Source organism: Chryseobacterium sp. MP_3.2 (genome assembly GCF_035984805.1).
GTDB lineage: Bacteria > Bacteroidota > Bacteroidia > Flavobacteriales > Weeksellaceae > Kaistella.
Genome location: NZ_JAXCHW010000005.1, coordinates 1 through 16775, shown reverse-complemented (window position 1 = coordinate 16775; position 16775 = coordinate 1). Strand labels below are relative to the sequence as shown.

Below are 16775 nucleotides of genomic sequence, written 5' to 3'. Positions count from 1 at the left end.
AATGAAAAAAATAATTTATATCATCTCCGCTGTTACAATGCTCTTTAGCATAAACAGTTGTGCAGATCGATTTGAGGAGATTGATGTCAATCCAAATCAAACAAAAAACCCATTATCCTACGGTATCTTTAATAGTGCCAATAAAGAATATATGGATGAAATGAGAGGTTCATTCTCCTCTGGTAGAGTAGCTTTACCTTGGGTACAGTACTCAGCACAAAGAGCATATACTGATGAAGACAGATATGCGTATAGAATTACAAGTGGTGCTACAATCTGGTCTGTCTCTTACAGAGTGGCACAAGATTACAAGCAGATTATTGAATTAAATACAAATCCAGCCACCAAAGGTGCTATGAGCGCTTATGGACCTAATGAAAATCAAATTGCAGCCGCTAGAACGATGCTTGCTTATGTTTTCTTAAATCTAGCTGATACATACGGAGATGTTCCTTATTATTCTTACGGAAATGCTGATCCTGATTTTCAAGCGCTTTCTATTAATACCGAACTTCAGCCGAAATTTGCTACTCAAGCAAAAATTTATGCTGACATCATGAAGGAGCTTAAGGAGTCATCAATGATGATCGTACCTGGAAAAGTATTTACTTCTGGAGATGTTCTTTTTGGTTCTAGTGCTAAATTAAAAAAATTCGCTAACTCATTAAGATTAAGAGTTGCAACACGTGTGAAAGGAGTTGTTCCTGGAGCAGAAGCTGCAATTACAGAATCAATTGCTTCTGGAGTAATGACCTCTAACGCAGATAATGTTGGAGTTATGTATGAAGACAACTTAGTTAATCCATCTCCAATGTACAGAGATTTTAGAACAAGATCTGATTTTGCTATCAACAAAACTTTTGTTCAATTATTGAAAGGACAAAGAGGTAATTTTGGACTAGACCCAAGATTATTCCAATATGCTACGCCAGTAGGAGTAACTAAAGCATTAATATTAGCTGGAACTTCTCCAGTTTCTACAAATCCTGCAGATTTTAATGGTATGCCTTACGGTATTGCTAGTTCAGCAGGTCCTAGCCAAGCCTCTACGGCTAACTTTTTTAGTAAAAACGTTTACAAAAAGGATTACAAAGAAATGTTCATGGAATATTCTGAAGTAGAATTTTTGGTGAGTGAAGCGAATGGTTGGTCTCAGGCAAACTATATGAATGGTGTTAAAGCCTCTATGGAAAAATGGGGTGTACCAGCAGCGAGCATTACAGCATTTATTGCTACTCTACCTGCAGCTACCAAAGAAACAGTTTTAAATCAGAAATATGTAGCTCTATTCATGCAACCTTACGAAGCTTGGGCAGAATACAGAAGAACTGGTTATCCTAACACATTATTGTTGCCTGGTCAAACTGGCACTTATAATGTACCTTATGAAGGAAGTACAACTTATACCTTTACTTCTTTAATAGATGGTTTAACTGATTTACCGGCAAGATTATTCTACCCTACTTCTACGCAATCACTTAATCGTGTGAACTATGAAGCGGCTTCTACCAGTATTGGTGGAGACAAAATGAGCACTAAATTGATTTGGGATAAAAACTAAATTATTCAGCTCTTTAATATAAACCACTCCTCGGAGTGGTTTTTTTATTTCCGTATATTTGCACCTCTAAATAACATCCATGAACATTAAAAATATAATCGAACATAAAATATCAGAAATTATCCAAACGGTCTTCCAAATCACCGACGTGAAAATGGAAGTGCAGCAAAATAAAACGGAATTTGAAGGTGATTTTACCATCGTTACCTTTCCTTTGGTCAAAATTCTGAAAAAAAGTCCTGACCTGATTGCTATGGAACTAGGTGATGCACTTTCTACTCAAAGTGATTTGGTAGCATCTTACAAAGTAGTAAAGGGATTTTTGAATCTTACAGTAAATAATAATTCATTCCTCGACAACTTTAAATCCACCAAGGATACTTTTGCAGAGATTATTCCAAAAAATGAAACGGTAATGGTAGAATACTCTTCTCCTAATACCAATAAACCCCTCCATTTAGGGCATATTAGAAACAATCTTTTGGGCTATTCGGTAGCGCAAATTTTGAAAGAGGATGGATATAAGGTAATCAAGACCCAAATCATTAATGACCGTGGAATCCATATTTGTAAATCCATGTTGGCTTGGAAAAATTCGGGTACCCATGAAACTCCAGAATCTACAGGATTAAAAGGTGATAAGCTGGTTGGGAATTATTACGTTGCATTTGATAAAGAGTATAAAAAACAAATCGCGGAATTAGTTTCTGAAGGATCAGATGAAGAAACCGCCAAAAAGCAAGCACCAATCATTTTAGAAGCCCAAAAAATGCTGCTCGATTGGGAAAAAGGTGATGAGCAAGTTCGTCAACTTTGGACCGAAATGAATTCGTGGGTTTATGCCGGATTTGACGCTACCTATAAAAGATTAGGGGTGGATTTCGACCAGGTTCAGCATGAAAGTGAAACTTACCTTTTAGGAAAAGATCTTATTCACCAAGGTCTAATCAAAGGTATTCTTTACAGAAAAGAAGATAATTCTGTGTGGTGCGACCTTTCCGAAGAAGGATTGGATCATAAATTATTACTTCGGGGCGATGGAACTTCTGTTTATATGACTCAAGATTTAGGTACAGCTGTTCAAAGATTTGAGGAAAATAATATTCAAAAATTAATTTACACGGTAGGAAATGAACAAGATTATCATTTTGATGTCTTATTCAAAATATTAAAAAAACTGGGCTACAATTGGGCAGAAAACCTTTATCATCTTTCTTACGGAATGGTGGAACTTCCAGAAGGAAAAATGAAATCACGTGAAGGTACTGTCGTTGATGCCGATGATTTAATGCAGGAAATGTATGAAACTGCAAAAGATAAGGCGCAAGAACTTGGCAAACTGGAAACATTATCAGATGAGGACAAAGAAAAATCTTACGAAACCGTTGGTTTAGGCGCTTTGAAATATTTTATGCTCAAAGTTGACCCGAAGAGAAAAATGCTTTTTAATCCAGCTGAAAGTATTGATTTCTCCGGAAATACTGGTCCGTTCATTCAATATACTTATGCTAGAATTCAATCACTTCTTAGTAAAGCAAATTATACCTCAAGTTCTACGTCCACCCATGAGTTAAATCCGTCGGAAAAAGAATTAGTGATGAATCTTTCCAACTTTAAAGAAGTAATTTCCCGGGCTGCAGAGCAACTTTCTCCGGCTCTTGTTGCCAATTACATCTACGAAGTCGTAAAATCCTACAATTCCTTTTACCAAAATAATCCTATTCTAAATCAAGAAGATGAAAATGCAAAATCTTTCCGTTTAGAAGTCTCAGAATTGACGGGAAAAACCATTAAAAAAGGCTTAGAATTACTAGGAATCGGAACGGTGAATAGAATGTAAATTCAAAATATGAACATTGACTTTTCCAATTTAAATTTATCCGAATCATCTGCAGAAAAAGACTTTGAGAAAAAAGTGCTGAAATTTACTGCAGAATGGTTAAGTGATTCGAAAATGGTAAAAGTGCAAACTTCTGGCTCCACAGGAACTCCTAAAATTTTCGAAATCGAAAAAGAAAGAATGTTGAATTCTGCAAAAGTGACCTGCGATATTTTGGGACTGAAAAAAGGTGATTCTTCCCTACTCTGTCTTCCAGTGGATTATATTTCGGGGAAAATGATGGTGGTAAGAGCCATCGAAAGAAATTTAAAATTGGTCGTAAAAACACCTACTTCGAAACCAATTTTAGATCTGTTCGAAGAAATAAATTTTTGCGCAATGTCGCCACTTCAGGTAGAAAATTCTTTGGACAAAATTCACCTGATTAAAAATTTGATTATTGGCGGAGCTGCAGTTTCGGAATCTTTGAAAAATAAAATCACGACAACTTTAACATCCGACCTCCAACATCCAACATCAGACCATCGCATCTACGAAACTTACGGAATGTCGGAAACGCTTTCTCACATTGCTTTAAAACAAATTTATCCTGTAGCTGAAGAATATTTCAATATTTTGGAAGGCGTGGAAATTTCTTTGGATGAAAGAGGATGTCTCCAAATTTTCGCACCCAATTTAAATCCGGAAATATTAAAAACGAACGATCTCGTTGAAATTAAAATACCTGAAAATAATCAAAATCCGGAGAAAGAATTTAAGTTTTTGGGAAGAATTGATAATGTTATCAATTCTGCAGGATTAAAGATATATCCGGAACAATTGGAAAGTCTCCTTAAAAAAACAATTTCAAACGAGGTTGTATTTTTAGGGATAAATGACAAATTACTGGGACAAAAGCTAATTCTACTTATTGAAGGAAGAAAAAATGAAGAGGTAGAAAAAAATCTCGAAAATATTATTTATCCCTCGAAAAATCATCGTCCAAAAGAAATGATTTTCTTAGAAAACTTTCCCAGAATTCCGAATGGGAAAGTGAATCGCAAAGAATTATTAAATTTGGTTAAGCAAAACAAATAAACCACCCCGTCAAAATTCTACGAATTTTGCCACCCCTCCAAAAGAGGGGAATTATTGCAATATTATGAAATATTTTACCAAAGAATTGACGTATAAAACTTCCCGCAGCAGCGGTGCAGGTGGACAAAACGTGAATAAGGTGGAAACTTCTGTAACCGTCATGTGGAATGTGGCAGAAAGCGATTTTTTTTCTATCGAAGGAAAGGAACTGATTTTTGCTAAACTCAAAAACCGCATTAATCTGGAGGGAATCTTGCAACTCACCGTTTCGGAAAGTAGAACGCAACTTCAAAATAAAAAAATTGCGACAGACCGGATTTTAGAAATTGTGAAGAAAGCGCTGTTCATTCCAAAAGCGAGAAAAGCCACGAAACCTTCAAGATCAAAAATTGAAAAAAGGATCAAAGCCAAGAAGCAAATTTCGGAAAAAAAGGAGAACCGAAGATTTAGAGGAGAATAAGCGCAACAAATTCTTCCAATTAAAAAATTCAAGTTTAAAAAACTCAATCAAATATTCAAAAAATAACCTTGACAAGGTTTTCGGTGAACAAAAATCATTTTCTGTTAGAAAAAATACCTTTCATTCTAGCCCCGATTGAAGTGGAAATCCTTTTTTGCAAAAAAAAGATTGCAACGGAAAGCGGGTAAAATCTTCGGAAAAAAGACAAATCTTCTTGCTCCCAAAAAAAATTCTTAAATTTCATTATCTTTGCTAAAATCAAAAATTATGAGTAAACCGATCACGGAATTTATAGAAAAATATTATCTGCATTTCAACTCTGCTGCTTTAGTTGACGCCTCCAAAGGTTATGTGGCGCATTTAAAAGATGGTGGAAAAATGATGATCACTTTGGCTGGAGCCATGTCTACGGCGGAAATTGGAAAAATATTGGCGGAAATGATCCGTCAGGATAAAGTGGATATTATTTCCTGTACCGGTGCAAATTTAGAGGAAGATCTGATGAATTTGGTGGCACATTCGCATTACGAAAGAGTGCCGCATTACCGGGATTTAACGGCTCAAGATGAATGGGCTTTGTTGGAAAGGGGCCTAAATAGAGTTACTGATACGTGTATTCCGGAAGAAGAAGCATTCCGACGTTTGCAAAAACATATTGTAGAGATTTGGAAAGATGCGGAAGCGAAAGGAGAACGGTATTTCCCGCATGAATATATGTACAAAATGCTTTTGTCAGGCGTTCTAGAGCAATATTATGAAATTCCGAAAGAGAATTCCTGGATGTTGGCTGCAGCGGAAAAAAACTTACCAATTGTGGTTCCCGGTTGGGAAGATTCTACGATGGGAAATATTTTCTCCAGCTATTGTATCAAAGGCGAATTGCAAGCTTCTACCGTGAAATCCGGGATTGAATACATGATGTTTTTGGCAGATTGGTATCCGAAAAATTCGGGTGGAAAAGGAGTTGGTTTCTTCCAGGTTGGAGGTGGAATTGCAGGTGATTTCCCGATTTGCGTAGTTCCGATGCTGTATCAGGATATGGAAATGACGGACATTCCTTTCTGGTCTTATTTCTGTCAAATCTCGGATTCTACGACTTCTTATGGATCTTATTCCGGCGCGGTTCCAAATGAAAAGATCACGTGGGGAAAACTGGATATTACTACACCGAAGTTTATCGTTGAAAGTGATGCAACCATTTGTGCGCCATTGATGTTTTCTTATATTTTGGAGAATTCTTAGAATGTTAGATGTTAGATGTTAGATGTTAGATGATTAGATGATTAGAAATCTAAAGTTTAAATTACAATCTAAAATTATAAAAACGCCTTTTTAGGCGTTTTTTTTCCACTATTTCTATTCATCGTTCCTGATGTAACCGAGAGAAATTGCGAGAAAATAACATTTTTTGAGTTTTCATTGTAAGAAAATGGTTCTAAAATTTCTGCAAGCTCGAATACGCAAAACAATAAAAAATCAATTTATAGCTCTTCTTGTTCTAATCCAAAGAATTAATCACCACATAATACCGATAAGCCAACATTCCCTTTTGAAATTTATTCATTTTCAGAGGATCTTGTCCACCAAGTTTCGGCAAAATCTTCTTGTTGATCTTATTAAGAATTATAAAGAATTTCTTTTTCATACCAATTTATATTTTTAGATTTCAATTTACAATATTACCATTAAATTGATCAAGTGAACGACCTATTCAAAAATCAGGTTTTTGAAATTATCATGATGATTCCCAGAGGAAGAGTCACCAATTACGGCGCGATTGCAAAAGCAGTTGGGTATCCAAATCATGCGCGACAAGTTGGAAATGCCTTGCGCAATCACGAGGAGGATTTTCCAGCGCATCGCGTTTGTAATGCTTCTGGTAGAATTACTGCAAGTTGTCAAAGAGATTTTGTGGAGAAATTAAAACTCGAAGGTGTAGAAGTGAAGGAAGGAAAAATTCAGAATTTTAAAAAAGTATTTTGGAATCCGCTAGATGAATTGTAAGTAAAAACAAAATCCTTCAAGATGTTGAAACCTTGAAGGATTGTTTTAAAAAACTTTGTCAAAGATTTAAACTTTGACAAAGTAGAAATTACTTGCTTAAATTCTGATAACTTCTCTGAATAAACTCAGTTAAATCCTTCCCTTTCAATAAATTCTGAGAAAGTTTTGCTAAGTCTAAAGCATATTTGATTTTAGAGTTTTTCTCCTCTGCATTTTCATTCTTCAAAATTTCTGCAGCCAGTTCGCTGTTAGAATTTACGACCAAGTTATACATTTCGGGGAAGCTTCCCATTCCGAACATTCCGCCGCCGCCGCCGGTTGCCTGCATGTCTTTCATTCTGCGCATAAATTCCGGTTGTGTGATCATGAAGGGCGCTTCGGTACTTTCTAAATCTTCAACTTGAACGGAGAATTTTGTATCACTAACCGCTTCTTCGATATTTTTCTTCAAAGATTCTTTTTCCTCATCATTCAACTTAGAAATCGCCGTATCTTCTTTTTTAATCAAGTTATTTACGTGATCAGCATCCACTCTGGCAAAAGAAATTTTTTCTTTGCTTTGTTCTAATTTCTGAATTAGATGTGGGACAATTGGAGAATCTAAAAGAAGAACTTCATACCCTTTGTCTTTCGCAGACTGTATGTAACTGTGCTGTTCATCTGCATTTGTTGCATACAGAATTACAAAGTTTCCGTCTTTATCAGTTTGCATTGGTTTTACTTTCTCTTCCAATTCAGACCACAAATAATTTTTCCCATCAGTTGTTGGGTACAACGCAAATTTGTCGGACTTATCGAAGAATTTATCTTCAGAGATCATTCCATATTCAATCACGATTTTGATATCGTTCCATTTCTGCTCGTAATCTTCGCGGTTTTCATTAAATAAAGAAACCATTTTGTCGGCTACTTTTTTGGTGATGTAAGAAGAGATTTTCTTCACCGCACCGTCCGCTTGCAAATAAGAACGCGAAACGTTCAACGGAATATCCGGAGAATCAATCACACCACGCAATAACATTAAGAAATCAGGTACAATTCCTTTTACCTCATCGGTTACATAAACCTGATTTTGGTACAATTGAATTTTATCTTTTTCAATATTTAAACCATTCGTCAATTTTGGGAAATAGAGAATTCCCGTTAAATTAAAAGGATAATCAACATTTAAATGAATATTAAATAAAGGCTCTTCAAATTGCATTGGATACAATTCATGGTAGAATTCTTTATAATCCGCATCTGAAAGTTCAGAAGGTGCTTTTGTCCAGGCTGGAGTTGGGTTATTGATGATATTATCAACTTCAACTGTTTCCGCTTTTGCATTTTCAGCAGCATCTTCCGCTAAAGGAAGCGTCTCAGTTTTTATTCCAAATTTAATTGGAACAGGCATGAATTTATTATACTTCAACAACAACTCGCGAATTCTTGACTCTTCCAAAAACTCCGTAGAATCTTCCGCGATATGCAAAGTAATTTCAGTTCCTCTCTCGGTTTTATCTGCAGTTTCTTCCAAAGAATATTCTGGACTTCCATCACAGATCCAACGAGCAGCAGATTCGTCTTTATAGGATTTAGTAAGAATTTCCACCTTTTCCGCCACCATAAATGCAGAATAAAAACCAAGTCCAAAATGACCAATAATTCCAGAATCCTTTGAAGTGTCCTTGTATTTTTCCAAAAATTCTTCGGCTCCAGAAAAGGCGATCTGATTGATGTATTTTTCCACTTCTTCGCCAGTCATCCCAATTCCCTGGTCAATAATTGTTAAAGTTTTCGCTTCCTTATCAATTTTAACTTCAATTTTCGGCTGTCCGTAATCCGTTTTAATTTCCCCAATGCTTGTTAAATGTTTCAATTTCAAAGTCGCATCCGTTGCATTAGAAATCAGTTCCCGCAAAAATATTTCGTGATCGCTGTAGAGAAACTTTTTAATTAAGGGAAAAATATTTTCCACCGATACATTAATATTTCCTTTTGTCATGTTAATTGATTTTTAAATTATGCAGTTGAGTTCTCAAATAAAACACCAATCTCCTCAAAGTGACAGATTGTCAATTTTTTTTTGGGCAATCCCCTCGCCAAAGCTTTTCCTACCGCTCGGGTCGGGCTATACACTACAATTCCTCAAGCCTTTTCTTTTCCAACGCTTTCTGCGGGATTTTCGTTTCTATCCCTATTGCAGAGCGGGATTTCTTTAAGGAGAGAGGTTTCAAAAAAAATTACCAGAAGAAAATAGAAAACCGCGACATAAGTTTCGGCTAAAGCCAACGATAAACTCACCTAAAAAAGGCGGGCTGAAGCCCGCCTCTACTGATAAATTAAATTCATTTTTAAATATTTCGCAGCTTCGCAGCTTATTTTTTATGGTTATTAGATCTATCAATATTTCGCAGCTTCGCAGCTCCTATTTTTCGCTCAATTACCTACCCCTATTTCACCGCTTCGCGACTCACTTTTTCACAATAAAAAAGACAGCGCAATCGCTGTCTTAAATTCAAAGTCCTGAAACATCAAATCGATATTTTATCCTTTTTTATTCTTGATTTCTTCTCGGATTTTACCTTCCAATTCGTCAGAAAGTTCTGGATTATCTTTTAACATATCTCTTACCGCGTCGCGGCCTTGACCTAATTTAGTTTCTGCGTAACTGAACCAAGAACCGCTTTTCTTCACGATACCCATATCAACTGCCGCATCCAAAATTTCGCCGGTTTTGGAAATTCCTTCCCCATACATAATGTCGAATTCGGCAATTTTAAAAGGAGGAGCGACTTTGTTTTTTACGATCTTCACTTTTACGCGGCTTCCAACGGCTTCGTCCCCGTTTTTAATGGGAGCACTTGCTTTTCTGATATCAATTCTAACCGAAGCATAAAACTTAAGGGCATTTCCACCTGTTGTTGTTTCTGGATTTCCGAACATGACACCGATTTTCTCTCTTAATTGGTTGATGAAAATTACTGTACATTTTGTTTTAGAAATCGTTCCAGTCAATTTTCTCAAAGCTTGCGACATCAATCTTGCATGAAGTCCCATTTTGGAATCTCCCATTTCACCTTCAATCTCCGCTTTCGGAGTTAGAGCTGCAACGGAGTCAATCACTACAATATCAACTGCTCCAGAACGAATCAAATTATCAGCAATCTCTAAGGCTTGTTCCCCATTGTCTGGTTGAGAAATAATCAAATCTTCCAGCTTAATTCCTAGTTTTGCGGCGTACCCACGATCGAAAGCGTGCTCTGCATCAATAAATGCAGCAATTCCACCCAATTTTTGTGCTTCTGCAATTGCATGAAGGGTTAAAGTTGTTTTTCCAGAAGATTCTGGTCCGTAAATTTCAATAACTCGTCCTCTTGGATAACCTCCCACTCCTAAAGCCACATCAATTCCTAATGATCCAGAAGGAATCACTTCAATGGTTGTGTCTACAGACGCGTCTCCCAAAGTCATTACGGTTCCTTTTCCGTAGGTTTTATCTAGTTTATCAAGCACCAAAGCCAGTGCCTTTTTCTTATCTTCGATACTACTCATTTGTAAATATTTATTTCCTCAAAAATAGGGAATTTATCTGAAAAAACAGATACCGTAAGTACGTCAAACCTCTTTTTAGGATTAATTTTTGAAAAATAATTGTTAGATATGAAAAAATTTTTTAGATTTGCACCACCAAAATAAAGACAGACCCATGGTGTAACGGTAGCACTTCGGTTTTTGGTACCGTCAGTTGGGGTTCGAATCCCTGTGGGTCTACAAACAACTACTGTAAATCAGTAACTTAACATTATCGGGGACTAAATCGGGGACTAATATCTCCGATTTTTTTCTTTTAGGAGTAGATTATTCTAAAATTCATCAAGGTTATAAATTATCTTCTACTTGACATTCTTGATTGTTCCATATTTGTTTCAGGTAAATAATATTGAGGTAGGATTTCATCTTTATTAAGTTCGATTATTTTACTTTCAGAATGTGGAAAATTAAAAAGAAGCATATTTTCTTCAAATCTTTCTTTCAGATAATTTTTATGTTCACTTTGTTTTATTTGTTGCAGTTTTTCTTCCTTAAATTGAATAATTAAATTTTCTCTCGTAGTCGGAAGTTCTTCTAATTTCTGGTCCAATTCTAAAATTCGTACTTCAGTTGCTTTGGTTTGTTTTTCAATTTCTGCAACATTCACTCCTTTTTCTGCTAAATTTTCCATTGTTTTTTGAACTTCTACTTTGGCTAAATCTATTGTTTTCTGATAAAAAGGCAGCTGGTTTTCCCAATAATCAGAATTACTGTCGGAAGTGTTTTTTGCATATTCATTAATTCTATTATAGGACATTTCTGCTTTTGTAACTTCTCCCTGCGCTTTAGTGAAATCTTCATATTTGCGTAATACGAAAGCGCTATCTGCCAGATATTTGTTTTTCTCACTTTCCAAACGTTTTTTAATCAATTCAATTTCTATACTTGCTCGCGTTTCCGGATTAGTAATGATTGAAGTTTTAAGATCTGATGTACTGATGTCGGAAATATCCAAAACATTCGCACCTTTTTTCATGGCTTCTAAATATCTAGCTTGTTTTGCCTGTAATTTTTGGAGCATAAAAACGTCAATACTGTCATTTGTTAACATAAAATTTACGCGCACGTTTTCATTTTTATTTCCTTGTCTCCAAGCACGACCTTCTATTTGTCGTAGTGAAGTGAAGTTATACGGTAAAGTAAGTAAATAAACGTCGGTTGTATTTTCTTGAAGGTTCATCCCTTCTTGAATCGCTTCACTGCCGATAACAATTTTTATTTTCCCAGAATTAAAATCATCCTGTATGGAAATTCGGTTTTTCTTACTCGTCGCTCCGGTGATAATTCCTATTTCTTCGGGTTTATATCCCACTTCATTAATTAAGTATTCTTTCAATTTTGGAAATTGAGCAACAGCCAATTCAGAATAAATAATTTGTCCGGAATCTGGAATATCCATTTTGTTTTGACGAATCAGATTCATCGTTTCATTAAGTTTCGGAGAATTCTCTATAAATTCTATGATAGTAGGCTCTGCATCATTATAAAAGAGTGATAAATAAGGAGAAACTGCAATCAGTCGCGCATTTAAAATATGGGTTAAAATTGCGCCCTTTTCCCTATCGTTAAAATTTTGATTAAGTAGGTCGTAATGTTCTTTAGTTAAATCATTCTGCTCAATTTTGTACTCTTTATTGATCTTATTTGGTCGAATTAATTCCGCGTTATCTTCCTCCCCTTTTACATCGATAAACTCGGATAATAGTTGCTGAAATAAAGAATTATTTTTAAACCGTCTTACATTTGCTTTAAATTTCACATCGCCCTTTGCATCAATTTCCATATCATTATCTGCTTCCATAAAGGTTTCAAAGAAATTATTGACATTAAAATATCCCGATTCTTCCAAGCGTTTATTAGCAATTAAAGATAAAATGGAATAATATTCCAAAGGTTTGTTTGTAAAAGGCGTTGCGGAAAGTAAGGTGACATTTCTGCCATTTTGTTTATCTTGAATATACTGCGCCGCCATCCAAGTATTAATTCCTAATTTGGAGGTTTGCTGATTTTGATTTCTAAAATCTGAAGAAAATCTTCGGTCTTCAATTTTTACTTTCCCAACGATATGATTGGCGTTGTGAACTTCATCATAGGTTAAATGATCAAAGCCAAAATCTTCCCAATCATAGACTTTACCACGCATCATTTTCCCGTCGATTTCTTTTTCTTTCTGCAACTCTATTTGCTGCTCTCTTTCCGTATTGGTAAGATTTTTTAACTCGCTCGTAGAGATATAATTAAACTTTTCGGATAATTTTTCCGTAATCTCGCTGGAAAATCCAATATTGTTAAACCCTTCATAAGTCACAATGCTTATTTCTCCCTCTTTATTATCAAATTTGGATAAATTATAGTCCTTCCCCAGATTCCCTAAAACATTGACTTTTGCATTCGGAATGGTTTCAAAAATAGTTTCTACCCATTGTTTTAATATTGTATCGTTTGGAACTACAATGAGCGGTTTAGTTGCGTTTCCTCTTTCCATTGCTTCGTGCATTGACAGGATTCCAGACAATGTTTTTCCAAAACCAACTTCATGCGCCAAAAGTCCAACCCCTTTTGTAGTTTGTCTGCCGATTCCAGCTTTTTGAACTTCCGTTAATCGCAATTCTTCCCCTTTAAAATTTTGATGAATTTTAGAAAATAATGGAAACTTTGAATATTCTGGAACGTGAATATGATTATAATTTCTATTGAAATCTTTAACGAATCGATCTCTTAATTCTTCGGTTAATTCTTCACGAATGAATTTAGAAAACAAATCATTTGCTGCTGCTTTTCTTCTCTCTCTAATTAAAGCATTTCTTTCTTTGTCACTTCCCGTAACCGTTTCATTATCTACAAAACTTTTCACTTCCCAAGATGAGGATCCAGAGAAAGCATCACTCGGTAAATTGCTGACAAAATCCTTAAACTTTTCTGCAAGATTATAATCTACAGTTACCTCTTCTGTTCGCCCGTTAATAGGATTATACTGCTCTTTTTCAATCTGACCTAAGTCAAATTTATGAACAAATTCATGATTTGGACTTATGGATATTTCCTCTAAATCCTTCAGTTTAGGCAAAACATTTTCTAACAATGCTTTTTGTTTTTCGTATTGCTTCTTTTCCAAACCACCGATTCCCCAATCATTTTTAAAATCCTCTTCTAATTGCTCCAGTTTTTCATAGATATTTCCTTCTGCATAATAAAAATCGTGTACATATTTTTCTTTGTAATAATTGGCAAAATTAAAATGTCTTGAATGATTTTTTATAGTTCCATCATAAGAAGTCGCTTTGAAGGCTGCAATTTGTTCTTCCGTAATATCTGAACTATTTTGAAGGGAGGAATTTACAATCTCATCCTGTTTGGTAAATTGGTATTTTAGAATTCCTTTTTTTATTAAGGGTTGAGATTGAATTTCATATTCAGAATTTTTCCCATTTTGAGATTGCAGAATTCTATCCGATTTTTTAATGATCTCTTCCAGCTTATCTGCCGGAAAAGATTTAGAGTTATCGCCGATTTGGATTTTTAAATTTGAATATTTTCGAATTTCACTTAATATTGAAGGCGATTTAAATTTAATTTCATTTAACTTCTGCAGCACAAGTTCAGTTTTATCTTGCGCTATTTTTAGGGAAAATTCATTTTGCTTTTCAGAATTTAATGGGTTTTCTTCATTACTAATGTGAATTTTTTCACTTGAATTAACAGTTTGCGAAGTATTTTCCTCTGTAGATAAATCCTCAAAAAGATTTCCAATTCTGACGGTTTCCTTTTTGTTTTGAAGGTTCTCCAATAAATTGATGGCTTCCTCCAAACTTCCATAAACGAAGTTTTCAAATCTTCCAAAGCGATTGGTTTTTTCCCGAATTTCTCCTAAAATATTTTGTGGATTTGCTTCAAAATGAGTAGAAATATTTTGACTTATTTTTTGGGGAGATTTTTTCAAAATGATAATGTCCGTTCCCACTTGCGTTCCCGAAAAAATACCGTTCGGTAAACGAAAAGCATTTTGTAGATCTGCATTTTCAAGTTTTTTTTGCCGATTGAGCCAACCAGATGGAAGCACCATTGCCAAAATTCCACCTTCTTTTAAAGAATCTAATCCGCGCTTCACGAAATAATCTTCATATTTTGAGATTTTACTTTCCTCCCCTAAACCTTTGTACAAACCTCTGTGTTCGCCATAAGGTGGATTCCCAAGCACTAGATCATATTTATCAGAGAAATCTTTTGACTCTTTTTTATTACCTTTTTCATCAATAAATTCAGTTTCGAAAGAGCGAAGATTGATAGTTGCGTCCGGATGTAAGATTTTAGCAATTTTTGCGGTCGTTTCATTAATTTCAAATCCTGTGACATTAGATTTTACGGGCAATCCTTTCGCAGCATAAATAAAATTACCACTTCCAACACTTGGTTCCAGAACAGAAATTTTATCGTATTTTTTAAATTGATCCTTAATTAAATTGCAGACGACTTCTACAATTTTTCCATCGGTGTAATATTCATCTAAAATACCCCTGCCTTCTTTCGCAGTTCCCCCACTTTCAAACTGATTACAAATATCTTTTAGACTATTGGTGATTTTTAGATTTTCCCGAAGTAGGATTTCTTTATCATTAGAAACAAAACAAGCCGCAGAAACTACTTCTGCGACTTGTTCATTGGTCATTTTTTGACCTTTATATTTTGAAATCAGAGCATCTAACTCTGCAATATTTGTTGAATTCTCTAAAAATCTTCCGCCCAGGGAATTTTCTCTTCCTTCATTTTTGCCAACATTTTTTTGTTGTGTTCTGTTAATGGATTCATTACTTCCTCTTCCTGATAAATCGCTCCGGCTTGCGATTGTAGATCCATTTCCAGCATTGTTGCTGCCCAAATTTTGTCCGCTTGGGTGAATTCCGTTTTGCTCGGATTGGAAGTTTTCACTAATTTTTCCAGCGTTTTCTCCAAGTGATTTTCGTTCCACTTGCTGAGTTTCGGATATTCTGTTGGATTTAATTGTAGTGGTTTCATGATCCGGATTTTTTGGTTCCACTAAGTTAATATTTTTATTTTGAAGATTTATTTTCTTCACCAAATAATCATTCAGATCATTATTCTCGCTTTCAGAAATTTGATACATTGCTCGTATATCCTTGATGTTTTTCCCTTTTAATTCATTGATTATTTTTTGGGTTGCCAAATTTCCAGAAGAATCACCATCAAGACAAAGAAACATTTTCCCACTAAAATCTGAATATCTACTCAGAAATTTGTCGAGATTGGTAGTGGAATTTAGGGAAATTAGCGTTCTATTATTCTTTTGATTATTCGTTTTTAAAAGTTCCAGAAAGGAAAGCATATCGGTCATTCCTTCAAAAACGACCAATTCATCTTTACTTCCTTTAATTTCTGAAATGTCATTTTTTCCAATTTTGGTTTTCATTATTGGATTCCGAATTTCAATGCCTTCTGACAGATTTTCTATTCCGATTCCAAAATAATTTTTACCAGCAGTTTCGTAATGAATTTGCCGGGTGTTTTTCAGTAAAATATCCTTTGAAATCCCACGTTCTTCGAAATAGGAAATCAGTTTCTCATTATTAGGACTAATTGAATTTGTAATAATTACTTCAGAAAGTGGAGCATTTTCATTTTCAAATTGAAATATTTTTTTTTCTGCAACTCCTCTTTGTTCCATAACTTGTCCATTAAAATTCTTTACAAATTCCAGGGCATCTTTCCATTCTAATTTTTCCAACTGCATTACTGCTTTTATTATTTGGCCACCTTCAGCGGTTTTAAAATCATAATATCCATTTTCTGAGACAGAAAATTTATTATTCTCCGTCCGAAAATATTGGTCATTTCCTGTTTTTCTTTCGAATTTTACTTTGCCTTTATTTTCTAGATGAAGGAAATAATCTAATACCGAAATTTGAGCTGAAATATTCTCAATTTCTGCAGTGGTGTACAAAGCTGATTTCGTATTCATCACTTTTTCTTTTTTACAAATGCATTAAACTCAAAAATCTCTTTGGCTTCCTCATCCCAATTTTTTCGTGGTAATAGCTGAAGGGTTACAAATACATTTTTCTTTTTATTATAAGAATCAATGCGCTCCAATCTGCCGCCATAATCTAATTCTGCGTGTTTGTATAGTGAATAAGGTAAAATGGTATCTGTTGGAAAAAACGCTCAAATTGACCACCAATTTTCGGAGCAAATTGACCACCTGTTCCGGAGTAAACTGACCACCAAGATTCGGAGCAAATTGACCA

General features: G+C 35.0%; 10 protein-coding genes, 1 tRNA gene and 1 pseudogene. 7 read left to right on the top strand and 5 right to left on the bottom strand.

Annotated elements, in window-relative coordinates:
• The first annotated feature begins 1 nt into the window (after position 1).
• The 5 genes from RCH13_RS07900 (at position 2) to RCH13_RS07880 (ending at position 6180) form a co-directional block, all read left to right on the top strand.
• A complete protein-coding gene (locus RCH13_RS07900) occupies positions 2–1561 on the top strand; it encodes a SusD/RagB family nutrient-binding outer membrane lipoprotein (RefSeq protein ID WP_326986702.1) in 1560 nt (519 codons plus the stop codon).
• 79 nt (positions 1562–1640) lie between these two features.
• Complete coding sequence (gene argS / locus RCH13_RS07895) at positions 1641–3401, top strand: arginine--tRNA ligase (protein WP_326986701.1); 1761 nt, start codon at positions 1641–1643, stop codon at positions 3399–3401.
• 9 nt (positions 3402–3410) lie between these two features.
• Positions 3411–4478 carry an AMP-binding protein gene (locus RCH13_RS07890; protein WP_326986700.1) on the top strand — a complete coding sequence of 356 codons (1068 nt, stop codon included), beginning with the start codon at positions 3411–3413 and terminating at the stop codon, positions 4476–4478.
• Positions 4479–4542: 64 nt separating this feature from the next.
• Positions 4543–4938: an alternative ribosome rescue aminoacyl-tRNA hydrolase ArfB gene (gene arfB / locus RCH13_RS07885; RefSeq protein ID WP_326986699.1), complete on the top strand. Its 396-nt coding sequence runs from the start codon at positions 4543–4545 to the stop codon at positions 4936–4938.
• Between the two features lie 267 nt (positions 4939–5205).
• Positions 5206–6180: a deoxyhypusine synthase family protein gene (locus RCH13_RS07880; RefSeq protein ID WP_326986698.1), complete on the top strand. Its 975-nt coding sequence runs from the start codon at positions 5206–5208 to the stop codon at positions 6178–6180.
• Positions 6181–6436: 256 nt separating this feature from the next.
• Here RCH13_RS07880 and RCH13_RS07875 read toward each other — a convergent pair whose 3' ends face one another.
• Complete coding sequence (locus tag RCH13_RS07875; protein ID WP_326986697.1) at positions 6437–6583, bottom strand: hypothetical protein; 147 nt, start codon at positions 6581–6583, stop codon at positions 6437–6439.
• A gap of 53 nt (positions 6584–6636) precedes the next feature.
• Between RCH13_RS07875 and RCH13_RS07870 the strand changes: the two genes are divergently transcribed.
• Entirely contained in the window at positions 6637–6942 is a 306-nt protein-coding gene (locus tag RCH13_RS07870; RefSeq protein ID WP_326986696.1) for an MGMT family protein, read from the top strand.
• Between the two features lie 88 nt (positions 6943–7030).
• Here the strand turns inward: RCH13_RS07870 and htpG are convergent, their stop codons facing one another.
• A complete protein-coding gene (htpG, locus tag RCH13_RS07865; protein WP_326986695.1) occupies positions 7031–8926 on the bottom strand; it encodes a molecular chaperone HtpG in 1896 nt (631 codons plus the stop codon).
• A 542-nt stretch (positions 8927–9468) separates the two neighbouring features.
• Positions 9469–10476: a recombinase RecA gene (gene recA, locus RCH13_RS07860; RefSeq protein WP_326986694.1), complete on the bottom strand. Its 1008-nt coding sequence runs from the start codon at positions 10474–10476 to the stop codon at positions 9469–9471.
• A gap of 148 nt (positions 10477–10624) precedes the next feature.
• On the opposite strand from recA, the gene RCH13_RS07855 reads away from it, so the two are divergent.
• A tRNA-Gln gene (locus tag RCH13_RS07855) sits at positions 10625–10695 on the top strand.
• Positions 10696–10810: 115 nt separating this feature from the next.
• Here RCH13_RS07855 and RCH13_RS07850 read toward each other — a convergent pair.
• Both RCH13_RS07850 and RCH13_RS07845 read right to left on the bottom strand, forming a co-directional pair.
• Positions 10811–16489, bottom strand: coding sequence for an Eco57I restriction-modification methylase domain-containing protein (locus tag RCH13_RS07850; protein ID WP_326986693.1), 5679 nt, complete (start codon positions 16487–16489; stop codon positions 10811–10813).
• Positions 16489–16686: pseudogene (locus RCH13_RS07845) on the bottom strand (hypothetical protein); the annotation flags it as partial. The pseudogene RCH13_RS07845 and the gene RCH13_RS07850, both read right to left, overlap by 1 nt.
• Positions 16687–16775 lie beyond the last annotated feature (89 nt).

Bases quoted from the DNA above. Each gene is read 5' to 3' on its own strand.
- RCH13_RS07900 (WP_326986702.1), top strand. From the start codon at position 2: ATGAAAAAAATAATTTATATCATCTCCGCTGTTACAATGCTCTTTAGC.
- argS (WP_326986701.1), top strand. From the start codon at position 1,641: ATGAACATTAAAAATATAATCGAACATAAAATATCAGAAATTATCCAA.
- RCH13_RS07890 (WP_326986700.1), top strand. From the start codon at position 3,411: ATGAACATTGACTTTTCCAATTTAAATTTATCCGAATCATCTGCAGAA.
- arfB (WP_326986699.1), top strand. From the start codon at position 4,543: ATGAAATATTTTACCAAAGAATTGACGTATAAAACTTCCCGCAGCAGC.
- RCH13_RS07880 (WP_326986698.1), top strand. From the start codon at position 5,206: ATGAGTAAACCGATCACGGAATTTATAGAAAAATATTATCTGCATTTC.
- RCH13_RS07875 (WP_326986697.1), bottom strand. From the start codon at position 6,583: ATGAAAAAGAAATTCTTTATAATTCTTAATAAGATCAACAAGAAGATT.
- htpG (WP_326986695.1), bottom strand. From the start codon at position 8,926: ATGACAAAAGGAAATATTAATGTATCGGTGGAAAATATTTTTCCCTTA.
- recA (WP_326986694.1), bottom strand. From the start codon at position 10,476: ATGAGTAGTATCGAAGATAAGAAAAAGGCACTGGCTTTGGTGCTTGAT.
- RCH13_RS07850 (WP_326986693.1), bottom strand. From the start codon at position 16,489: ATGAATACGAAATCAGCTTTGTACACCACTGCAGAAATTGAGAATATT.